Source organism: Pseudoduganella rivuli, assembly GCF_009674485.1.
GTDB classification, from domain to species: Bacteria; Pseudomonadota; Gammaproteobacteria; order Burkholderiales; family Burkholderiaceae_D; genus Rugamonas; species Rugamonas rivuli_B.
On record NZ_WKJJ01000007.1, the window covers coordinates 75,703 to 98,173 of the forward strand.

At 61.5% G+C, this 22,471-nt stretch carries 25 protein-coding genes; all 25 read left to right on the forward strand.

Features of this window, described 5'->3' with window-relative positions; genetic code table 11:
* Positions 1-536: 536 nt before the first annotated feature.
* The 25 genes from GJ700_RS12620 (at position 537) to GJ700_RS12740 (ending at position 22,467) form a co-directional block, all read left to right on the forward strand.
* Positions 537-1,025 (forward strand): phage terminase small subunit P27 family, encoded by a 489-nt coding sequence (locus GJ700_RS12620; RefSeq protein ID WP_154374244.1) that lies wholly within the window; start codon positions 537-539, stop codon positions 1,023-1,025.
* 16 nt (positions 1,026-1,041) lie between these two features.
* Positions 1,042-2,718, forward strand: a complete 1,677-nt coding sequence (locus GJ700_RS12625) for a terminase large subunit (protein ID WP_371867932.1) — start codon at positions 1,042-1,044, stop codon at positions 2,716-2,718.
* 172 nt (positions 2,719-2,890) lie between these two features.
* Positions 2,891-4,108 (forward strand): phage portal protein, encoded by a 1,218-nt coding sequence (locus GJ700_RS12630; protein WP_195763879.1) that lies wholly within the window; start codon positions 2,891-2,893, stop codon positions 4,106-4,108.
* Positions 4,109-4,127: 19 nt separating this feature from the next.
* Entirely contained in the window at positions 4,128-5,150 is a 1,023-nt protein-coding gene (locus GJ700_RS12635) for a head maturation protease, ClpP-related (RefSeq protein ID WP_229506962.1), read from the forward strand.
* A gap of 4 nt (positions 5,151-5,154) precedes the next feature.
* Positions 5,155-6,375, forward strand: a complete 1,221-nt coding sequence (locus GJ700_RS12640; RefSeq protein ID WP_154374248.1) for a phage major capsid protein — start codon at positions 5,155-5,157, stop codon at positions 6,373-6,375.
* A 57-nt stretch (positions 6,376-6,432) separates the two neighbouring features.
* The gene (locus GJ700_RS12645; RefSeq protein ID WP_154374250.1) at positions 6,433-6,879 is read left to right on the forward strand and encodes a hypothetical protein; all 447 of its coding nucleotides are present in this window, start codon (positions 6,433-6,435) and stop codon (positions 6,877-6,879) included.
* Positions 6,880-6,937: 58 nt separating this feature from the next.
* Positions 6,938-7,195, forward strand: a complete 258-nt coding sequence (locus tag GJ700_RS12650; RefSeq protein ID WP_154374252.1) for a hypothetical protein — start codon at positions 6,938-6,940, stop codon at positions 7,193-7,195.
* Positions 7,192-7,563: a hypothetical protein gene (locus tag GJ700_RS12655; protein WP_229506963.1), complete on the forward strand. Its 372-nt coding sequence runs from the start codon at positions 7,192-7,194 to the stop codon at positions 7,561-7,563. Before GJ700_RS12650 ends, GJ700_RS12655 begins: the two co-directional genes overlap by 4 nt.
* Before the next feature lie 2 nt (positions 7,564-7,565).
* The gene (locus GJ700_RS12660) at positions 7,566-7,793 is read left to right on the forward strand and encodes a hypothetical protein (RefSeq protein WP_154374254.1); all 228 of its coding nucleotides are present in this window, start codon (positions 7,566-7,568) and stop codon (positions 7,791-7,793) included.
* A gap of 136 nt (positions 7,794-7,929) precedes the next feature.
* Positions 7,930-8,502, forward strand: coding sequence for a hypothetical protein (locus GJ700_RS12665; protein ID WP_154374256.1), 573 nt, complete (start codon positions 7,930-7,932; stop codon positions 8,500-8,502).
* A 9-nt stretch (positions 8,503-8,511) separates the two neighbouring features.
* A complete protein-coding gene (locus tag GJ700_RS12670; protein WP_154374258.1) occupies positions 8,512-8,715 on the forward strand; it encodes a hypothetical protein in 204 nt (67 codons plus the stop codon).
* Positions 8,712-9,122 carry a hypothetical protein gene (locus GJ700_RS12675; RefSeq protein WP_154374260.1) on the forward strand — a complete coding sequence of 137 codons (411 nt, stop codon included), beginning with the start codon at positions 8,712-8,714 and terminating at the stop codon, positions 9,120-9,122. The genes GJ700_RS12670 and GJ700_RS12675 overlap by 4 nt, the downstream gene beginning before the upstream one ends.
* Positions 9,123-9,479, forward strand: coding sequence for a hypothetical protein (locus GJ700_RS12680; protein ID WP_154374262.1), 357 nt, complete (start codon positions 9,123-9,125; stop codon positions 9,477-9,479).
* Between the two features lie 3 nt (positions 9,480-9,482).
* Entirely contained in the window at positions 9,483-11,102 is a 1,620-nt protein-coding gene (locus tag GJ700_RS12685) for a hypothetical protein (protein WP_154374265.1), read from the forward strand.
* Complete coding sequence (locus GJ700_RS12690; protein WP_154374267.1) at positions 11,099-11,641, forward strand: head-tail connector protein; 543 nt, start codon at positions 11,099-11,101, stop codon at positions 11,639-11,641. Before GJ700_RS12685 ends, GJ700_RS12690 begins: the two co-directional genes overlap by 4 nt.
* Positions 11,641-11,985, forward strand: coding sequence for a phage head completion protein (locus tag GJ700_RS12695; RefSeq protein WP_154374269.1), 345 nt, complete (start codon positions 11,641-11,643; stop codon positions 11,983-11,985). Before GJ700_RS12690 ends, GJ700_RS12695 begins: the two co-directional genes overlap by 1 nt.
* The gene (locus tag GJ700_RS12700; protein WP_154374271.1) at positions 11,982-12,467 is read left to right on the forward strand and encodes an HK97-gp10 family putative phage morphogenesis protein; all 486 of its coding nucleotides are present in this window, start codon (positions 11,982-11,984) and stop codon (positions 12,465-12,467) included. The genes GJ700_RS12695 and GJ700_RS12700 overlap by 4 nt, the downstream gene beginning before the upstream one ends.
* A gap of 11 nt (positions 12,468-12,478) precedes the next feature.
* On the forward strand, positions 12,479-13,012 hold the full coding sequence (locus GJ700_RS12705; RefSeq protein ID WP_154374273.1) for a hypothetical protein: 534 nt from the start codon (positions 12,479-12,481) through the stop codon (positions 13,010-13,012).
* On the forward strand, positions 13,012-13,407 hold the full coding sequence (gene gp17 / locus GJ700_RS12710; RefSeq protein WP_154374276.1) for a tail completion protein gp17: 396 nt from the start codon (positions 13,012-13,014) through the stop codon (positions 13,405-13,407). Before GJ700_RS12705 ends, gp17 begins: the two co-directional genes overlap by 1 nt.
* Before the next feature lie 72 nt (positions 13,408-13,479).
* On the forward strand, positions 13,480-13,941 hold the full coding sequence (locus GJ700_RS12715) for a hypothetical protein (protein WP_154374278.1): 462 nt from the start codon (positions 13,480-13,482) through the stop codon (positions 13,939-13,941).
* Positions 13,942-14,068: 127 nt separating this feature from the next.
* Positions 14,069-14,500, forward strand: a complete 432-nt coding sequence (locus GJ700_RS12720) for a hypothetical protein (protein ID WP_154374280.1) — start codon at positions 14,069-14,071, stop codon at positions 14,498-14,500.
* A 107-nt stretch (positions 14,501-14,607) separates the two neighbouring features.
* Entirely contained in the window at positions 14,608-14,946 is a 339-nt protein-coding gene (locus GJ700_RS12725) for a hypothetical protein (RefSeq protein ID WP_154374282.1), read from the forward strand.
* A gap of 32 nt (positions 14,947-14,978) precedes the next feature.
* A complete protein-coding gene (locus GJ700_RS12730; protein WP_154374284.1) occupies positions 14,979-19,757 on the forward strand; it encodes a hypothetical protein in 4,779 nt (1,592 codons plus the stop codon).
* On the forward strand, positions 19,757-20,806 hold the full coding sequence (locus GJ700_RS12735) for a hypothetical protein (protein WP_154374286.1): 1,050 nt from the start codon (positions 19,757-19,759) through the stop codon (positions 20,804-20,806). The genes GJ700_RS12730 and GJ700_RS12735 overlap by 1 nt, the downstream gene beginning before the upstream one ends.
* Entirely contained in the window at positions 20,803-22,467 is a 1,665-nt protein-coding gene (locus GJ700_RS12740) for a phage head spike fiber domain-containing protein (protein ID WP_154374288.1), read from the forward strand. Before GJ700_RS12735 ends, GJ700_RS12740 begins: the two co-directional genes overlap by 4 nt.
* The last annotated feature ends 4 nt before the right edge of the window (positions 22,468-22,471 follow it).

Genomic DNA, 22,471 nt, shown 5'->3' on the forward strand with positions numbered 1-22,471 from the left:
CAAAGCACAGCCTGGACCGCAGCAAGGCTGATCGTGAACAACGTGGGTCGGCCGCCGAGCGTGGCTACGACAATGCATGGGCAAAAGCCCGTGCTGCGTATCTCGCAAAACACCCGCTGTGCGTCACCTGCTGTAAAGAGGGCCGGAGCGTAGCCGCAACCGTGGTCGACCACATTCGCCCTCATCGGCTTAAGCAGGCCATCGACAGCGGCAATGCCGCCACTATAGAGCTTGCCAGAAGACTGTTTTGGGACAGCGCGAATAACTGGCAATCGATGTGTAAGCCACATCACGATCAGAAAACGGCAACGCAAGACGGCGGATTCGGGCACCGACGGACCGCTGGTTAGGCTGAGCGTATGTGGGGCTTCCTCCCAATGAGCGGGATTGCACCGAAGGGAGGGGGTAAAAATGTCTACAGGAAACATTTTTGAAGACCGCGCTCCTCACCAATTTTTTACACCCGCGAAATTAAAAATTAAAAGGCGGCGCGGCGGCGTTGCATTAAAGCAATGACATAGTTGAAAGGTGGCAACATGGGAGGGATCGCCACGGTCCCTGGCCGGGGCCGAAAACCAAAACCCACCGCGCGCAAAAAAGCGGCGGGCAATCCTGGCAAGCGCGCCCTCAACGACGACGAACCGGACTTCGGCGTCGTCTGCAATATTGATCCGCCAGAGTGGATTACTGGCGCAGCGCGCGATATGTGGTTTCGAATCACGCCTCTGCTGTGCCGGGAAAAAGTATTACAAGAAACCGATATCCACAACGTCGAAGTTTTCTGCACGGCCTACGGCAATTGGCGGCTGGCCAGCATCGACGTGGCCAAAAACGGTGTCGTGGTCGAGGGCGCCACTGGCGGTCCCGTGAAAAATCCGGCGCTGACGGCGCTGAACGAAGCGACGAAGCAGATGGCCGCGTTCGGCGCAATGCTCGGCCTGGATCCCGCCAGCCGCACCAGGATCATGGGCGGCCGCAAGAGCGACAAGACGAATCCGTTCGGGAAATTGATCAGTGCCAAGTAAAGAGCCATACCCGCGCGTGGCGCAGGCGCTGAAGTATGCAAGGGCCATCGTCGCCGGAAAATTGCCCGCGGGCCGTTACGTGAAGCTGGCCTGCCAACGGCACCTCGACGATTTGGCGGAAAGTCGCAAGAAGTCTTTCCGCTTCAAATTCGATGCCGCCGCCGCGGAGCGTAAGCTGGAATTCATCGAACTGTTGCCGCACACGAAAGGGGAGTGGGGCTTTAAGCGACAGCTGGTGACACTGGAGCCGTGGCAAAAGTTCGGCCTGGCCTGCACCTTTGGCTGGGTACACAAAAAGACCGGATTGCGTCGCTTTCGCGAAAGCTACTGGGAGGTCAATCGTAAGAACGGCAAGTCCGTGATTGGCGCCGGGGTTGGCCTGTCGATGTTCGTGCTCGATGACGAGTTCGGCGCCGAGGTTTATTCCGGCGCAACCACGGAAAAGCAGGCATGGGAAGTGTTTCGCCCGGCTCGGTTGATGGTCAAGCGCTCGCCCATGCTGGTAGAGGCGGCGGGTATCGAGGTGAATGCGTCGAACCTGAACACGCCGGCCGACGGCAGCCGGTTCGAGCCGCTGATCGGCAATCCGGGTGACGGGCAGTCGCCGTCGTGCTCCATCATCGACGAGTTTCACGAACACGATTCGGCCGCGCTCTACGAGACCATGCTCACCGGGATGGGCGCGCGCCGGCAGCCGCTGATCCTGATGATCACGACGGCCGGCGCCAATATCGAAGGCCCGTGCTACGACAAGCGTCGCCAAGTCGTGGAGATGCTGGAAGGGGTTACCCCGGACGACGAGCTGTTCGGATGGATTTTCACGATCGACCAGGGCGACGACTGGACGGATCCGGCCGTTCTGGCCAAGGCCAACCCGAACATGGGCGTCTCGGTCTACCGGGAATATCTGGAAAGCCAGCAGCAGCGTGCCATCCGCAGCGCCCGCTTCGCCAACAGCTTCAAAATGAAGCACCTGGGGATTTGGACGTCGGCGAAAGCAGGCTATTTCAATCTGGAACAGTGGAAGGCCTGCGAGGACACCACGCTGACGCTGGAGGCGTTCGAAGGCCAAGATTGCATCTTGTCGTTTGACCTCGCGCGCAAGCTTGACATGAACAGCATGGGTCGGTTGTTCACACGGGAGATTGACGGCAAGCGTCACTATTACAGCGTGGCTCCGAAATTCTGGGTCCCCGAGGACACGGTCAAGAATACCGAGAACCGGCGGATGGCGGAGCGGTACCAGAAATGGGTGGACATGGGGCTGCTCACGGAGACCGACGGCGCCGAGATCGATTACCGGGAAATTCTGGACGAGGCGATCCAGGCCAATCGACTGGCGCCCGTCACCAGCTGCCCGATGGACCCCAGTGGCGCCACCAACCTGGGCCACCAGCTGGACGACGAGGGATTGAACCCCATCGCGGTGACGCAGAACTACACGAACATGAGCGACCCGATGAAGGAGCTCGAGGCAGCCATTGCGTCCGGCCGGTTCCATCATGATGGCAACCCGATTATGACGTGGTGCGTCAGCAACGTGATCGGTAAGAACCTGCCTGGAAACGACGATGTGGTACGTCCCATCAAACAGGGCAATGACAACAAAATCGACGGTGCCGTGGCGCTGATTATGGGTGTTGGCCGCGCCATGACGGCGGCGCCGGTCGCTAAATCCTTCTGGGAACAATGATGATGCAAAGACTTCTCGCAGCGGTTCCCGACACGCTGATGGTGGCCGGGTGCGCTGCAATCTCCTATGGCACATGGTTGATCAAACCGGGCGCCGGGTTTATCGTCGGCGGCGCGCTCGCCGTTGGGTTTGGATATATGGCAGCCCGGGCTGGCCAGAAGGTGGACGAATAATGTCGTTCTTCGTGCGGAGCCGAGCCCGCCGCAATCAAGCGTTCGACGAACCATTTTGGAAGGATCTGGCGACGTGGCTGCCTTCCATCACGGGCAAGGCCGTCACCATGCGAACAGCCATCCAGGTCGCGACGGTCTTCGCCTGCTGCCGCGTCATCGGGAATGGCATGGCCCAGGTGCCGCTCAAGTTAAGGCGGGAAAGTGCGGACGGGAGAAGCCGCATTGCGGCGAAGGATCACCCTCTTTACAAGCTGATGGCGTTGCGGCCGAACAGCTGGCAGACCAGTTTTGAATTCCGGCAAATGCTGGCATGGCACGTTGAGCTATGTGGCAACGCCTATGTGTTCAAGAACCGGAGCGTGACCGGAAAAATGTTGGAGTTGATCCCGTTCGCGCCGGGCCAGGTTGTGGCCCGGCGTGACGAATACATGCGGCCGCTATATGACGTGATCGGATTGGACGGCACCATGCGGACGTTCACGCAGGATCAAGTCTGGCACCTGCGGGGGCCAAGCGTGGACGGATTCCAGGGGCTGGAGGTGATTGGCATCGCCAGGGAAGCAATCGGCCTGGCCATGGCGACGGAGGAGTCGGTCGCGCAGCTGCATAAGAACGGGATACGCAATTCCGGCGTGTATTCCGTAGAGGGGACACTGGACAAGACGCAGCACGAAGCCCTGAGCGCATGGGTGAGCCAACAGTTCGGCGGGCTGAAAAATACGGGCAAGCCGATGATCCTTGATCGCGCAGCCAAGTTCCTCAACACCTCGATGACCAGTGTCGATGCGCAGTCGCACGAAACGCGCCGGATGCAGGTCGAACAAATCTGCTCCTTCTTTGGCGTGGCGCCGATTAAAACCGGATTCGCCGACAAGACCGCAACATTCGCGAGCGCCGAGGAATTCAATCGTGCGCACCGCGAGGACTGCCTTGCGCCGCGGTGGGAGGCGTTCGAGCAGTCGGCAGCAATCAATTTGCTCACGGATGCCGAAATCGAAGCCGGCTATTACTGGGACTTTGTCGAAGAGGGGTTATTGCGGGGCTCCGCCACGCAGACCAAGGATGTCATCCTTGGCTACGTCAATGGTGGCCTGTTGTCCACGAACGAAGGCCGCGCTTTGCTCGATCGAAACCCTGATCCGGATCCGGCCAGCGATCGTCTGCGTGTGCCTGCAAATATCGTCGGAGCCACCGCCACGGTGGATGTGCAAAAGTAGTAAAACTGCAAGGAATCCTATGCCAAAACCAAATATGCGACCAGTGGCCGCAGGCCGAGTGCTGTCCGCCGCCAATGAAAAGCGATTGCGCGAGGCGCGGGACAGTCTCGACAGCGTACTGTCGCAGCTTACTGAAGATGGGGGCGAAGAGGCGGCACATGCGCGCCACGTTGCCCGCGCCGCCCTCAAACCGGGCCGCGTGCGGATTGCCGCAGCCACGGCCGCGCGCGAAGCTGAACTGCTGATCTACGGCGACATCGGTTACGGCTGGTATGACGAAGGCATCACGGCGGCATCCATCACGCAGGAAATTGCCGAACTGGACGTGGATACGCTGCACGTGCGCATCAACAGCGGTGGTGGCCTGGTATTCGAGGGCATCGCTATTTACTACGCCCTGGTACGGCACCCAGCCGAAGTGATCGTGCACATTGACGGCATTGCCGCGTCGATCGCCAGCGTGATCGCGATGGCTGGCGACACCATCCAGATCAGCGAGGGCGCCCACCTGATGATCCATAAGCCCTGGTCGTTTGCGATGGGCGACGCCAACAGCATGCGCAAGGAAGCGGACATCCTCGACAAGCTGGAAGCCGGCCTGGTCGATATCTACGCCGCCCGCACCGAGGCTGACCGGGATGAGCTGCAGCAATGGGTCGAGGCCGAAACGTGGTTTCTCGGACAAGAAGCGGTCGACGCCGGCTTCGCCGACGAAATGGTACCGGCCAAGAAGAAAAAGGCGGCCAATTCCGGCCTGTTCAACCAGTTCAAGAAGACGCCTGGAAATCTGCTGGCCGGCATCGATGTGCCGGACGTACGCAGTTTCGAGGAATTCCTGCGCGAGGCAGAAGGATTGTCCTGCGCGCAGGCCAAACGAATTGCCGCCAAGGCAAGCCACCGGCTGAATCGCGAGGATTCGCCAAAACCCGAAAAAGGGCCCCTCCGCGACGTTGGCGGCCAGAACAAGGGCGCAGTGCAGGAAGAGGCCGCAACCCGGCTCGCTCAACGCATCAAGCAATTTACCAGCCAAATTAAGGAGTAAGACCATGCCGGATGACCACGCAATTGAAAGCGTCATGGGCGCCTTCGAAGAATACAAGAAGGCGAACGACGCAAACCAGAAGAAGCGCGATGACAACCTGGAAGCCAAACTGGCCAACATCGACACGCACCTGAACAAATTTGAAAGCGCCAATCAGCAACTCACGCTGGCCGGCGAAAAACAGAAGGCCATGCAGGAGCAGTTGGACCGCGTCGAGGCAATCTTGAACCGCGCCGACATGGGTGGCGTCGCTGCCAACGGCAAGGAAGCCAAAGAAATTTATGCGGCGTTCGACCGGGTCATGCGCAAGCCGGCGGACGCACGGGATGCCCAAGACATGGCACTGCTGCAGCGCCAGGCCGCGCTGGTGACCAGCAATGATGCCGGTGCCGGGTACCTGCTGGCGCCGTCGGAAATGCAGCTGGAAATCGTCAAGAACATCATCGAGCTGTCGCCGATGCGCACCCTGGCGACCGTGCGCACCATCGGCTCGGCCAGCCTGAAGCAGCCGAAGAAGACGGGGTCGGGCGCCGCCAGCCGTGTTGGTGAAACCCAGCGCCGCACCAACACCGGCGATCCGGCCTATGGCATGTTCGAAGCCACCGCGCCGGAAATGTTCGCGCGGGTGGAAGTTTCCCAGCAAATGCTGGAAGACTCCGAATACGACCTGATGGCGGAACTGCGCGAAGACGCCGGCGAGCAGTTCGCTGTGCGCGAAGGTCAGGAACACATCAGCGGCGCCGGCGCGGCCAACCAGGCCGAGGGCATCCTGACCAACGCGGACGTGGGTTACTCGGTCAGCGGCGCCGCTGCCGCCATCACGGCGGACGGCCTGATCGACCTGTTCTACGGCATCAAGACCGGTTACGCCCGCAATGGCGTCTTTGTCCTGAATCGCCTGACCATCAGCGCGATCCGCAAGCTGAAGGACGGCGCCGGCCAGTACCTGTGGCTGCCGGGTATCGCCAACAACGTGCCGAACACCATCCTGGGCGCGCCGTACGTCGAAATGCCGGATATGCCGAACATCGGTGCGAACGCCTATCCGGTCGCCTTTGGCGACTTCCGCCGCGGCTACGTGATCGTCGACCGCGTCGCGATCTCCTTCCAGGTCGATTACACGACGGGTGCCGACGATGGCCTGGTGATCTTCCGTGGCCGCAAACGCACCGGCGGCGGCGTGCGGCAGGCCGAGGCCATCCGCAAGCTGAAAATCTCGGTATAACGAGCCGCTCCGGGGCGGGGCCCCGGGTATTGCCACACAAGATTACCGGAGAAAGATATGCACACTCTGCTGCAAAATTGCAAAATCACGCGCGTCAAGACCGATGGCGCCGGCGCTGCATCCGCCACCCCGACCAAGTGCGACATCATCGACATGCAAGGCTACGAATCGGTCATGTTCGTGGCGATGCTGGGCGATGTCCTCACCACGTCGGCGGTGTCGCTGCGCGTGGCTGGCGCCGACACCAACAGTTCCGGCGCCATGGCGCTGCTGACCGGCTCCGCGGGCGGTACGGCGGGCGCCAGCGATTACGACGACAAGTTGCTCGTGCTGGACGTCGTCAAGCCGAACCAGCGCTACCTGGAATGCCAGATTTTCCACGTGACGGCCAATGCGCCGTTCGACGGCATCCTGGCCATCCAGTACAACCCGCGTAGCGCGCCCGTCACCCAGGGCTCAACCGTGATCGCTTCCACCACGATCAGCGATCCGGACGTCGCCTGATTTTCACTTCACCTCAGCGGCAGCCACGGCTGCCGCATTGCATTGCAAAGGAATCATCATGACCGGGGAAAACTCGAAGGTGTACATGAAGCAGGGCGGCGCCGAATTGGTGGTGGCCAGCGGCGGGAAACTGACCGTCGAGGCCGGTGGCCAATTGCTGGCCGGTACGGCGCAGATTTCCGCCCTGACTACCGTTGGCGCCGCCAGTCTCAGCACCGCCCAGGTGCAGGGTTTGTCCACGGCGCAGATTTCGGCCCTGTGTGCAAACAACGACCTGATCGTCAACTTCCTGAAAAACATCGGGGCCGCGTCGTGAGCTTCATTCGGCGCCTGAGCGTGCCGGTGGTCACGGCGGCGGACGGTTCGGCCACGGTGTACTCGGAGGCGGTGACGGGGAAAGTCTCCCAGATCCGCTACGTCAAGACCGACTTTGCCGACGGCGCCACCTTCACCATAACGGCGGAGGCCACCGGCGAGACGATCTGGAACGAAACGGGCGTCAACGCCAGCGCAACCCGCGCGCCGCGCCAGGCGACGCACAGCACCGCCGGTGCTGCCGCCTTGTATGCCGCTGGCGGCGCCGCGGTCAACGACCAAATCGGCATCGCCAACGACCGCATCAAGATCGTGATCGCCAACGGTGGCAACGCCAAAGCGGGCACGTTCCATATCGTCCTGGAGTAGTCATGAAAATCAAGATGATCAGTACCACGCCTGGATCGGTCGATGGTATTCGTGTCACCACATACCTTGCCGGGGAAACGTACGACCTGGGCGGGAACGCCGGGGAGTGCGACCTGGCTGCCGCATTTGTCGCTGCTGGCCTGGCAACGGAGGCCCCGGACGATGATCCTGTGACGCCGCAAGCAGGAGAAGGAGGTCGGCGCAAAACGCGGGCCACTCATGCGGGCTGACGGTCGCGGCCAGCGACCTTTTGCTGTGCCGCAGAAGGTGGCAGTTGCTGTGCTGGGCAGCCCGGCTGTATCGCCGTTCCCAGCGTAATTATCCATTAGGCGGCGCCAGGCGCCGCCACCTCCCACTGAGGATTTCATGCAAAAAGAACAAGCGGACGCGCAGGCGTCGGCAGGGGCAGCCATTGCCCGCAGCGATGGTGTCGCCGAGCAGGCGCTTGCCACCGGCGTCTACGTGGCCGAGTGCTACGACGCCGATGGCAACCTGAAATGGCGCGACACCTTTGCAAACCTGGTGACGACGGCAGGCAAAAATTACCTGCTGGACAACGGCCTGGCGGGCAGCGCCTATACGGCGGCGTTTTACCTGGGCCTGATCAGCTCGACCAGCTATTCCGCCGTGGCGGCCGGCGACACGATGTCGTCGCACGCCGGCTGGCTGGAAGCTGGCAGTGCCAATGCGCCCACCTATTCGCAGTCGGCGCGCCCGACGGCGGCGTGGTCGGCGGCTTCCTCCGGCTCGAAGGCACTGTCGTCCGCGCTGTCATTCTCGATCACCGGCACCGGCACCGTGAAAGGCGCGTTCCTGGCAACCAATGCAACCAAGGACGGCACGTCCGGCACGCTGTTCAGCGCCGGACTGTTCAGCGGCGGCGACAAGGCGGTTGCCAACGGTGACACCTTGAACGTTTCGTACACCGCCACTTTGTAAGGATCAGTTATGCCACTCGCATTCAAGAAAGGCGACGCCGTGCGCCAGGTTGTGCAGGTGATCGAAGGCACCGTGGTTGGTACCTGCATTGTCGACGACGACGTCCAGTTTGAGGTTGCGTACACCGGCGCCGATGGCGAACCGCACAGCCGCTTCTTTGCCGAGCATGAAATCATGCCGGCACCGGCGCCCGGCGCGGAGCCCGCGCAATGACGTCCCTGCGCGACCAGGTGCATGCCAACCCGGCGTGCGCCGAGGCGTTGGCGGCAAAGGACTGCCAGGCGCTGGCAGCGATTATGTCCGCCGACCGCACCAGACCGAACAACCGGGAGGTCGGCAACGGCACTATCCTTGAAACGCTGGGTCTCGTAGCCGGCAATGCGCTGCTGGATGTGCTGCACACCGATACGACTTTCCGCCACGTCAAACCGCTGCTGGATCAAGGACGGCTACTGATCGGATCGCCCTTGGTTGCAGACGTCCTGCGGCAGCTTGCGGCAGCCAATGTCATCACGCAGGCCGGCGCCGACGCGTTGATCGCGCTTGGCCGGGAGCCGGATCCACTGACGGCCCAGGAGCTGGCGGCGGCGCTGTTCAACGACGACGGAACGGAGAAGTAGATGGCAATCACCAAGACTGCCCGCACCCTGCTATCGTCGCAATCGCTGGCTGCCGGCGCGTCGGTCAATGCAACGGAGCTGAATTTGACGTCGGCCTTGGGCGCCGAGGTCTTCGTGAAAATCACCAACGGCAGCAGCGCTCCGACGACGGCGCCGACGGTGACGTTTTATTCGGGCGAATCGACAGGCACGAAACGCAAGAAATTTGTAGCTTCCGGCGATACGACCAACAACAGCGTGAACGAGCCATCGTGCCGTTTTGGCCCATCGACCATGTACGCAAACGTGACGATCACCAACGGCGCGACGAATGGCATCACCGTCGAAGTGTATGCGCAAGAACTGACTTCCCTGTAACCAATGCTGTACGCGCAGCCACAATCCGGCCCGGTCAGCATCGATACGGGCAATCCGCTGACGCTGGGTCTGGTGTCAGCCATCGTCTGTATCAGCGGCGTTTACTTTGAAGTTATATCGGGCCAGACTGCGCGCAACACCGGTACGCAGCGCGTCCGGAATTCGCGCAATTACCCCAATTCGTCCTCCGTTTCCTTTATCGGCACGGGCAGTGGCGCGGCGCCGAAGTTCAATGCGCAGATCGGCATCGACAAGATAGCCGGGCCATTCACGATTTTTGCCGAGGCATCGCTTGAGGTGAACGCGTCGACGCAGGACGTGTTCAAGAGCTGGGAGTCTGGTTCGGGCGTGGGCTTGGGCCTGGCGATGGACGACAGCGCTCAGGTGCTAAATGGGTTCACTGGCCGGGTAAACAACAGCAATTCGAGTTACGCATCTGCCAGCACCGCCCTTGGTGCGAACAGTGAAACTGGCACGCACCGGTTGGCCATCGACTCGGATGGTACCAACCGGCACACGTACGCATACGGCCTGCTGTCTAGCACGATTGCCAGCAGCACCATGCCAACCGCCCATGCAAACCGGCGCACGTACATGCTGGGTGGCTTCGATCCCACCAGCCAATCGTCGGCTAGTTCGGTGTCTTTGGTGTTGGCGTGGAGTAGGGTGCTCACAGCTGCAGAACATGCGGCAATTGCTACGAATCCGTGGCAGGTCTTCCTTGATGAGGACGATGAGGAAGAATTGCTGTATGCGCCGGCGGGCAGCAGTACGCTATCCGGGTCAGTCGCTGAATCGGCGTCTGGTGTCGACGATTGCAATGCTGTCGTAATCCGGTCGGCAGCATTGGCGGAAGCCGGTTCTGGGGTGGATTCCCTCACCGCTGCGGCGGCATTCGCCGGATCCATTGCGGAGGCGGCGACGGTCAGTGACGCTCCGTCTGCGATAGCCAGCATCGCCGCGGAGGCCGTCGAGGCTACGGTTGCTGCTGACAGCGCGTCTGGATCCAGCGTGACCAGCGCTTCGGTCGGTGAGGCCAGCGGCGCGGCGGACAGCCAGGACGTGGCCGTGGCGGCGTCGGTGGCGGTCGCTGAATCCTCCAGCCCTGCGGAGAGCCAAAACGCGGCCATGGCTGCGGCGGTGGCGGTCGTTGAGTCCGCCAGCCTGGCGGAGAGCACTGGAGGAGCCTATGTAACGGCCGGGGCCATCGCGGAAGCGGGATCGGCCGCCGATGCCTGCGACTGGGGAGGCATGGTTATACCTGCCAGCTTGTCGGAATCGGCGGGTGCCTCGGAAAGCGTGGCGGCGACACCTGTATTTGCGGCGGCGATTGCGGAGACGGTAAGCGCCGCCGATGAGGTCGTAGTGCAGGCCGTGCTGAACGCCGTCTGCGCAGAGGCAGCCGCCGCGACAGATTATGTGGCCTGTCTCGCGGCCTTTGCGGCGTCGGCACTGGAAAGTGCTGCGGCTTTCGACATGGTCACCGCAATCCTGGCCGGCGACGTGGTTTTCGCTCGCGCGCCAACCGGCAGCGGTTACCAGCCGCGCCGCAACGAACAACAGACCCGGCCAAACGGCGGCGCGCAAGCGCGGCCGGCGGCCATACAACGGAATTCCCGATGACTGCACGACTGATCACGCCACCGGCCGGACTGGCCGTGTCGCTGGACGATGCTCGCACTGCGGCGCGCCTGAGTGGCTCTGCCCTCGACGGCGAAATCACGCAGTGCGTGCGCGGTATCACTGACGAAGTAGAACAGCAGACCGGTCGCGCCGTCGTCACACAGACCTATCGCGTGACGTTGGATAGCTTCCCCGAGGCGATCCGGCTGCCGGCGCCGCCCGTTGCCTCGGTCCTGTCCGTGAAATACATCGACACGGATGGCGTGGAGCAAACACTCGATCCGGCCGATTATGAACTTGATGCCGAAAGTGAGCCGTGTTACCTGGTCCCGGCGCCGGACCGGCGCTGGCCCGAAACGATGGACAGGATCAATGCTGTCAGGGTTGAAGTGGAATGTGGGTACGGACCGGACGATACAACCACGCCATCGGGCATTAAGTCCTACATCTTGGCGCGTGTTGCTGAGAAATACGCCCCGCCCGGTACGCCGGAATCGCCGCACCTGGTGCGGCTGCTTGACCGATACAAGGTGTACTGATGGCCACGCCTTTTAAAAAAGATGAACTGGTCACGATCGAACGCCGCACCGGCGCCACCGATCCAGACTACAACACGCAACTCGATGCCTGGGAAACGGTCGCTGGCAATGTGTGGGCGAATGTGCAGGACGTGCTGCCGAGCCGGGCCGAGCAGACCAGCAACCGCGTGCGCGTCGCCACGAAGCAGACCCGCTTGCGGATCCAGAGCGACATTGCCGTATCGCCGGATATGCGGGTGAAGCTGCATGGCCGTGGCGACATTGTCATGCAGATTGTCGCCGGGCCAGCGCTGATGGACGACAGGATGCATAACGAATTTATGCTGGAGGGGTATTCGACATGAGCGATGACCTGGCGATAACAGGCGGCCGCGAACTCGATGCATTCTTGCAGTCGCTGCCGGCCAAAGTTGAGAAGAACATCATGCGCGCAGCATTGCGCGCAGGCGCCAATGTGCTGAAGGATGAGGCCAAGGCCAACGTTCCGGTGCAGCTTGGCGCCCTGCGGAAAAGCGTTCGCGTTACCACGGGAAGTAAGGCCGGGGTCGTTACGGCAAGCGTGAAGGCTGGCGGGCCCAAGGCGTGGTACTGGCGGTTCGTGGAGTATGGCACCGCTCCGCACCACATCGGTCCCAAAAATGCCCGCGCGCTGGCATTGGCCGGCGTGGTGGTGCGAGGAGTTGAGCACCCCGGTGCCCGTCCGCAGCCGTTTATGCGCCCCGCGCTGGACGCCAAAGGCAGCGCGGTTATCGAGGCCGTCGCAGCAAAGATCCGGGACCGCCTGACGGCGGCTGGGATCAATACCGCCGCCCCGGAAACTGAATAATCAAGGAAAACATGACAACCGCACTGACGATTGAGCCCGTATGGGCTGGCGAAACCGTGGCCGTTCTGGGCAATGCTCCGTGCCTGGATGCTGAGCTGGAATACCTGCCGCGCCCGATCCACGCCATTGCGTGCAACCAGGCGGTAATTAAGGCGCCGTGGGTCGACATGATGGTGTCCATCGATGCCAACTGGCGCCTAGAGGCTGATGGTTACCAAGGCGTTCGCATCATCGGATTTGAGTCGCCGGACATCGACGCATGCTTCTTGCCGATCCGGTACGAGGAAGTGGTGATCGGCCCTGCCCACACGATACACATTCGCAGCAATCTGCTGGCTGCGATCCGCATTGCTGCGCAGGCTGGCGCGGCAAAGGTGCTGCTCGTTGGTATCGACCCTGAATTCTACGAGGCAAATCTTCAGGCCCCGGGTACGGTCGCCGGCCTGGCGGCACTGATCGTTGAAATGACGACCGCCGGCGTCGTGGTGGAGCGGTTCCGCATCCCGGATGATGCCCGCTCGGCGGCGGATGTCGGAGCGGACTGATGTCGGACATCAAGGCCATGCAACATCTGCTGGCGGGGGATGTTGCGCTCACTGCGGTGGTGCCGGCGGCCCGGATCGTTGCCGGCACGGTGCCGCAGAAAATGGCGCTGCCGGCCGTCAGCATCACGCACATTTCGGCGGATTGGCGTAAGCAGGTTTCCGGCCAGAGCAAGTATTGCCACGCCCGGGTGCAGGTAATGGTGACCGCAAGGAGCTATCCCCAGAAGGAACAAATACTGCGACTGGTGCGCGCCGCGGTGCCACGCCGACCTGGCACCGTGGCCGGCGTGGCTGTCGAGAGTATTTTGCGCGATCAGGAAGGCGCCGACCTCGATGACGACGAGATCGGCATTTTCGCCAGGTCGCAGGATTTCATTGTCGCCTACAACGAATAACCGGTAACAAACGCGATTTTTCACGCCACCTTTGGGTGGCTTTTTTCATTCCACCCAACTGAAAGGAATTCCATGGCTGCACATACCGCCTCCGCCAGTTTTACCGATGCCATCTATGCCATCTCGGCTTCCCTGCCGGCGACCTACGATGCCGCCGGTTATGGCGCGACTGCAATGACGTACACCACCATCGGCAGTGTCGAGTCGTTTATGGCATATGGCTCGAAGCGCAACATCAACAAATTCAGCCCGATCAAGGGCGCCGTTGAAAAAACCAAAGGTGCGCCGGACTACGGTGACGGCGACCTCGTTGTGGCCGACATCCCCGCCGATGCAGGGCAAATCATCCTGGCCGCCGCCGAGTTGTCGCCCAACCACTACTCGATGAAGATCACCTATTCGGACGGCGAGGTCCATTACCTCGACGTCATTGTGGCTGGCTGGCAAATGTCGTCGGGTAAGGAGGGCGATACGATGAAGCGCACCGCCAACCTGGGCATCTGCAAAAAGCCCGTCATCGTCGCCGCACCGTAATTCCACTCCCGGCCACGGCCGGATTCTTTCTGGCGCAAGCCATCCCCAGCACGGGCCGGTTGCTGTCGCCTTTCGCGGGCGCGGCAGCCGGCGCGGGCATTTATTCCCTCGCGAAAGGTAATCACCCATGTCGAACAACCTGAAAAAATTTGCCCTGAAAGCCCTTTCCATCCTGCATCTGCGCGATGGCAATGACGACCTGATGTACGCCGACGGCCCAGACGGCCAGCCGGACCTGAATCGTCCGATGCGCGCGCACCTGTACGGTCCTGGCACCAAGCAATACGCAGTGGCCCGGGCTGAGCAAAGTAACCGCACGATGGACCGCATGAAGCGCAAAGGCAAGGCGGACTTGAGCTCCGACGAGCAGGTCAAGGAAAACGCGAAGTTCCTGGCCCGCTGCACCGCCCAGCTGGAGAACGTGGAATACGAGAACCTGTCCGGTGACGATCTGCACATGGCGGTCTACAACGACCTGGAACTGTGCTTTATCCCGGCGCAAATCGATAAATTCATCGGCGACACGGCAAATTTTACCGCGCAGCCCTCGACGACCTGATCCTGTTCGTCCGGTACAGCGCATGGTTAGCGGCGGTGCCGGACAGCCCGCAGGATGAATCGGCTGATGCGCGTCGTCCTGCGGCCAAACCAGCCCAGAAGTCGCGGTTGAAGCGCTTGCAGGAGGAGCGTGGGCAGGCTTTTTTACCGGACATGCCGCGAATTGACGGCCTGGAGCATGTGGTTGACCACCTTTGGCAGGTGGGGCCGACAACTGGAGATGGTGCGGTAACCCATGCCGAGTTGCATTACTACCAGCGGAACACTGGCGTGGAGTTGAGCGAGTGGGAGGCCAATGCCATCCGCAGGCTGTCGGTCGAGTATTTGAACGAATCCCACCGCGCGACCGATCCACGCTACCCGTCGCCCTGGGCTGAAGGGGAGCAAGTCAAGGTCATCGCCACCAACACCGCCCGCAACGCCATTCGTGCGCTCGCGTCCCTGTAAAGCAACACCCGCCACATATTGAAAGCGCAACGATGATCATCGGTGATATGGAAATTCGCCTGCGGGCAGACATTGCCCGGTTGCAGGCAGACATGACCGCTGCGCGCAGTGCCGTCACCAATGCCATGGCGGACATCGAACGCATCGTCGGTATCGCCAAGAAAGCGTTTATTGGCTTCATTGGCGTTGCCAGCGTTGGCGCGTTCGTCGGTATGGTCAAGGGGTCAATTGAGGCCACAGCCGGGCTGCATGACTTGTCTATCCAGACGGGGGCGTCGGTAGCGGGGCTGATGGCCCTGCGGTCGGCGGCGGCGACGACCGACACCACCATCCAGGACATCACTGGTGCCATGAATAAGATGGCCAAGGGCATGGCATCGGCAGACGAAGATGGTAAGGGTATTGGCGCGGCCATCGCCGCCCTTGGCATCAATTTCAAGCAATTCAAGGCCCTGTCGCCGGACGAGCAGATGGTCGAAGTGGCAAAGGCCATGGATAAGTTCCAGGACGGGGCCGGCAAATCCGCCATTGCGATGACGTTCTACGGCAAGGAGGGCGCGAAAATGCTGCCCTTCCTGAAGGACTTGGCTGACATGTCCGACACGGTCACTGCAAAAATGACCGAGCAGCAGAAGGCCAGCAAGGCCGCCCAGGCGGCAATGGCGGACGACTTCAGCGACAACCTGACCAAGCTCAAAAAAGCGGGCGAGGGCTGGAAAAAAGATGTGGCGATGGGGCTGTTACCGGCGCTGTATGAGGTCAGCCAGGCATTCGTGGACCTGTTCGGCAAGCCTGGCGGTCTCAAGGCCGAAATCTCGAAGCTGGCCGAAGATGGGACGATCACCGCGTGGGCCCGTGGCACCGTCACTGCTGTGACGTACGTCAGCGATGCCTTCGAAGGGGTGTGGCGCATCGTCAAATCCGTCGGGCAGCTGGTGTGGACCGTTCTGCAAACGGTCGGGCAGGCTATTGGCGCTGTGGCGGCACAAATCACGCAGACCGTGCAAACCGCCGGCGCCGTGAAGGATGACGTTTTGGCTGGCCGGTTTGGCGCGGCGTCCGACAAGGTGCAGGAGCTGTTCACCCGCAACAAGGAAATTGCGGAGGACTTCCGCAATGCGGCCAGCCAATCGTTCAGCGAGCTGGGCGACAAGATGCTGGAGACCTTCAGCGCTCAATCGTTGGGCTCGCGTATTCGCGACCGTATTGAGGAAATCCAAAAGGCTGGCGGTGCGGCCAAGGAAGCAAAAAAGGTTCTGGAGTTCGATGCGAACCAGGATGCAGCCAGTGCTGCGGCGAAAAGGAAGGAGGAAGAGGCTTACATTTCCCTGATCACGGCGATCCGTGCGAAGACGGCTGAAAATCGCCTGGAGTTGGCAGTGGGCGAAAACGCCACAGAGAGCCAGAAAGCGACGATCAAACTGGATCAGGAACTGGCCAGCGGAAAGCTGGTTCTTATCAAAGAGCACCAGGATGCCGCGCGCGCCGCGTTGGCCGAACTGGCGGCGACCGAGCAGCTTTTGAAGGCGAAACAGTCCGAAAAAGAAGTGCAGAAGTGGATCACGCAAAGCATGCAGGCCCGCTCGGCTGAACTTGCTGGTCTGGAAGTTGAATACGAGATGTACGGGAAGTCCGCCGATGCGCGTGAGATCGCCATGGTTGCGATCAAGGCAGAGGCGGAGCTGCTGAAAGACATTGCCGCTATCGAAGAGAAAAACGGCAAGATGTCGCAATCGGCCGTGGAACAGATGCGGCGCGAGAAGGACATGCGCGTCGAAATGACGCAGGCGGCGCTGGCGGAAGCGAAGGCCTTGAACTATGCTGCCCAGCTTTCCACCGAGAACAAGCGGTTCGCCGCGGAGTCGATCTTGGACGAAAAGGATCGCGCTGCGGCGTTGCTGGCGATCGATGCCGAGATGTGGCAAGAGCGTATCCGGATAGCGGGGGAGGGTACCGAGGCCCAGCGGCGGTTGCAAGAGCAATACACGATCTGGTACGCGAACCAGGTGGCGAAGCCGCAGATCGAGGAACAGCGCAAGTTGTGGGAGTCGATCGAGCGGACCGCGCACGACACGTTCGTCAGCATTCTGGATGGTGGCAAAGGGCTGGCGCAGCGCCTGCGGGACACGCTGAAAAACGTGTTCTTCGACTGGCTGTACTCGATGACGCTGAAGCCGTGGATTGTGAACCTGCAGGGGCAGTTCTCGGCGGGTGGCGCGGCATCGCTGGCCGGAGGCGAATCTGCCGCTGGCGGCGCGCTTGACTTGTTGAGTGCTGTCAAGACTGGGTACACGGCCATTTCCAACGGGCTCAGCGGCATGGCCGGGATGTTCACCGAAGGCCTGAACCAGTTTGGCGCAACCATCACCAGCAACGTGGCCGCGCTGGGCGAATGGATGGGTGGCGGCTTGGGGAACATGCTCAGCTCCAATGCGCTCGCTATCGGGAATGCCGGCGTTTGGGCAGGCGGGATCGGCGCCGGCCTGGGCGCTGGCAAGTTGATTTCCAACGGCTATTCGGTTGCAGGTAGTTCTGGCAACGGCGCCGTGATGCTCGGTACCGCGTTAGGTGCGCTCTGGGGCCCGCTGGGCTCCGCGCTGGGTGGCGCAATCGGCGGCCTTGTCAACCGCGCTTTCGGCATGGGTGCCAAGGAGGTTACCGGCACCACACTGACCGGCAACCTGGGAACGGCTGGATTCGACGGCAAGTACATGGACGCCTGGACGCAGAAGGGCGGTTGGTTCCGGTCGGACAAATCCGGCACCACTCCGCGCGATGTCGATGCGGCCATGGCGACCGGCCTGAGCGACACATACGCCAAGATCACGGCCGCCAGCCGGGATTACGCCAAAGCGCTCGGCGTGGACGCGGATTACATCACCGGCCGATCGCAGTCGCTGAGCATCGCGCTGACGAAGGACCAGGCCGCCAACGAAAAGGCGATCACCGACTTCTTCGCCGGCGTGGCCAACACCATTGCCGGCGAGCTGGTCCCGAGCATCAACCAGTTCACGAAGGAAGGCGAGGCCGTCAGCGCGACGCTGCAGCGCCTGGCGGTGCAGTACACGGCCGTCGACGCGGTGCTGAAGGCCATGGGTGCGAGCAGCGAGGCTGCATTCGGCGCCGTGGGTGTGGCAAGTCTGGCGGCGCGCGAGCGGTTGCTGACGCTGTCCGGTGGGCTGGACGCGTTCGCGTCGCAGACTTCGTTCTTTGCGCAAAACTTCCTTACGGAGGCCCAGCGCATGGCGCCGGTGCAGGACCAGGTGACGGCCAAGATGGCGGAACTCGGGCTGGTCAGCGTCGACACGATCGATGAATTCTCCGCAGCGGTGATGGGACTGACGACGTCGGGCAAGTTGGCGACCGAGGCAGGCGCCGCCACGTATGAGGAGTTGATGAAAATCGCGCCGGCGTTCAAGCAGGTGGCGGACTACACCGCCGCGGCGAACAAGGCTCAAGCGGAGGCTGCTGCGGAAGCGGCGCAGCGCCTGGCCGAGGTCAATAAGCCGTACATGGACCGCATCACAGAGCTGGAAAAGGCCCTGGGGTACGCCGTTACGGTGCGCGAGCAGGAGGCAGTCGCCATCGACGCCAGCACGAAGGCTTTGATCGACCGGCAATCGGTGCTGGAGCAAGAAGTTGCGGCACGCGAGGTGCAGGCCAAGCAGATCGCCGACTTCATGTCGATGAACTACGGGCAGAACGTTGTCGAGGTCGAGAAATCCCGCCAGGCTGCCGTTGAAGCGTCTGCAACGCAGCGCGCCAACCTCGAAATCCAGTTGTACAACCTGACGCATACGGCGGCAGAGCAGTTGGCTGCCGCGCGTGAGCGTGAGCTGGCGGCGGCAGATCCGCTGGAGCAGGCACTGCTGAGGCAAATCAACGCCCAGCAGGACATGGCCAGCGCTGCGGCGATTGCAGCCAAAGCAATCGAGGACGCTGCGGCGCGTGCCCGGGCCGTAGCGCAGGAGCGTGCCGGCATCGAGCGTGAAATGCTGCAACTGCAAGGCAACACTGCAGGCCTGCGGCAACTTGAACTGGATGCACTCGACCCGCTGAACCGGGCCGCAAAGCAGGCGGTTTTCGATTTGCAGGACAAGATGGCGGCGGAGGCCGAAGCGGCCCGTGTGGCGCAGGCCATGGCAGAAGCCCGAGCGCGCGCAGCTGAAGAGGCGCAGCGCGCGGAACAGGCGCTGATGCAGGTTCGGCAGTCGGCCACCGATTCGATCTTCGATGAGGTGAAGCGCCTGAAGGGCTTGATGGATGGCGGCGGCGCCATGACGCTGGCTGGCGCCCAGTCGGCGTTCGCCATCGCCACGGCGCAGGCCAGGTCGGGCGACCAGGCTGCGCTCAATGCGCTGCCCGGGCTGTCGAAGACGCTGGCGGACCTGGCTGGTCAGAACGCCAGGTCGCTGCAAGAGCTGCACTGGATTCAGGCGACGACGGCGGCCAGCTTGCAGGAAACCGCGATGGGCGCTGTTGGCCAGTACGGTTTGACGATTCCGAAGTTCGATCAAGGCACCAACCTGATCACGCAGGGTGGACTGGCATTTGTCCATCCGGGCGAGGCTGTGGTGCCGGCTGCGTCGAACGGACCGTATCGGGCGAGCGGTGGCGACAGCGTACTTGCCGCTGAAATGCGCGCCCTGCGTGAAGAGGTCGCTGCATTGCGCCGCGAGAAAGGCGGCGATACCAGCGACATGGCGCGCGACATCAAGCGCGTCGCCGACACCCTGGAAAGGGTGACTGATGGCGCGGATGCCATGCGCGTCAAAAACGGGGACGATGTTCTTCAAGTTGTGGGGGCTTAATGGGAAGTGAAAGCGATTTCCGAATTTATCCGCCGGTGACGATGGCCGATGCGATCCTGACCAGCAGTTCAGTCCCTGAAACCACGGTGACAGCGTGGAACAGCGGCAGTACGTACGCGCTGGGTGACCAGCGCGGCGTGGCCGGCGCGAGTAATAGCCAGGACGTGTACGAATCGTTGCAAGGCTCAAACACGAATCATGCGCCGGCCAGCTCCCCCACCTGGTGGAAATTCCTGGGGACGGTGTACGGAACGTATAGCGGTGGCGCGACGTATGCACTGGGCGATATCGTCACCGTGATTGGCGCCAATTCGCACCTGCTGTACAAGTCGACTGTCGGCAGTAATACCGGCAACCCAGTCACCGACACCACGAAATGGTTGGAGGTGGGCTACACCAACCGCTGGCTGGCGTTTGATCGCACCGTCCAGACGCAGACCGTTGCGCCCAAACAGATCACCATGACGATCACGCCAGGGCAGTTGATCAACTTGCTGACCCTGCTGAACGTCACGGCCGCCAGCGTGACCGTTACGCAGTCGATCAGCGGCTACAGCAAGACGAAGCGCTTGCTCACCCATCCGGTCAAGAACTGGTACGACTGGTATTACGAGCGCCTGCGTCAGGTTAAGGAGGTCGTCTTCGACATTCCGCCATATAAGACCGGCGTGCTGACGGTGACCTTGGACAACCACAACGACCAGGTCGGCATTGGCTGCTTGTTCATCGGCAAAGGTCGCTTCATTGGCCAAACCCTGTGGGACTTCAACGGCGGCATCTTGAGCTATTCCACCAGCAAGGAAGAGCAGGGCGTCATCACCATGAACAAACGCCCTAACGCCAAGAAGCTGAACTTCGAGGTGCGGATCCCGGAAGGTTACGAAGACGAAGCGTACCGCCTGCTCACCGAATTCACCGACGTCGAAATCGTTCTGGTTGGCACATCAGCGTACGGCATGGGGTTGGCGTATGGCTTCTTGGGCCAATGGAATGTTCCAGTTTCAAATACCGGCAAAGCCGCACCAATCGAATTTAGGGCTCTCACATGACGATTACCCAGGTTATCACCGAATTGCCGCCAAATCCCGATCCTGCAACGGATTCCGCTGATGATTTTAGCGACAAGGCTGCGGCGTCTGTCCTGGCGCAGAAGAACATGGTGCCGGAGCTGAACACCATGATCGGGCAGATGAACGCAACGGCCACCCAAGTGAGCAGCGATGCAACGGCGTCAGCCGCAAGCCAATCTGCTGCGGCGAGCAGCGCCGCCAGCGCCGCCGCCAGCGCCGCCAGCTCTGTTGCATCAGCCACAACAAACGGCACCAGCACCACGTCGCTGACCCTGGGCGCGGGCACGCAATCCCTGACCACGCAGACTGGCAAGAACTGGGCGCCAGGCATGTGGATCAACTGCGTGCGCACGTCAGACCGGTCCAAGAGCATGTCCGGCTACATCGACAGCTACAACAGCGGTACCGGCGCGCTGGCCTTGATCGTGGTCGCGGCCAACGTGGCGGGCAGTGGTACGTTCACCGACTGGACGCTGACGGTGGCCGGACTGCCCGGCTCGATCTTCAACCTGGTCGACCTGTCGCTGCTGGGTCCATCGATCAAGCCATCGTTGCTGGCCGACTTTGCGAACGCGAAGCGGCTGGACTCGCGGTTTGTGTACACGATGACCAGCCCCCTGATGTACACGGATGCCGCCGGCATCTTGCGCGAAGCGGCGGCCGGTGTGCCTGCGTTTGATCACGACCCGACGACGGGCCGATGCCTTGGCCTGTCGATGTGGGAAGCGCGGACGAATGTCCTGCTGTACTGCCGCGATTTGACGAATGCGTCTTGGACAAAGTCGAGCATGACAACTGCGCTCACGCAAACCGGAGCCGATGGCGCCACCAATTCGGCAACGCTTTTGACGGCAACGGGTTCCAACGCGACCGCGATACAGAGCGTCACGTTGGCATCGTCTGCTCGTTACTTCACTGCGTACGTGAAGCGCGTAACCGGTGCGGGCGCGGTGGAAATGACGCTGGATAACGGTGCAACCTGGACGGCGATCACAAGTAGCATCAACACTTCGACATGGACGCGATGCAGGATCCCAACGCAGACGCTTGCAAATCCGCAGGCCGGCTTCAGGCTGGCGACCAACGGTGACGCGATTGCAGTGGATTTCACGCAGAACGAAAATGGAACGTTCGAGACACCACCTATCGCGACAACATCGGTGGCAGTTACGCGCGCAGCACCGTCGTTGACTATTGCGCTGAGCGCGTTCGAGTTCAACGCGCTGGAAGGGGTAATTTATGCCGCTGGCGATGTCGGCTTTATCTCATCCGGCAATGCGACGCTCGTGCGTTTGGACGACGGGACCGATAACAATCGTTTCATGATGCGGATATCATCAGCCGTCCTTAAGCTGCAATCTATTACCGGCGGCGTAAATGACGTCGACATCAATGTCGGCGCCCCAACTGTTGGCGTGCAAGCTCATATGGCCGGAGCGTACCGCGTGAATGATTTTGCTGCGTCGAAAGACGGCGCGGCCGCGGTGACTGATACTTCAGGCGCGGTCCCAACTGTCACAACGTTGCGTATTGGTGGCGAGCCGTCGGGCGCAAACATGGTGAATGGTCGCATCAGCAAATTCGCATACTACCCACGCCGCCTTGTGAATAACGAGTTGGTCGCCCTCAGCACCCTGTAAAAGG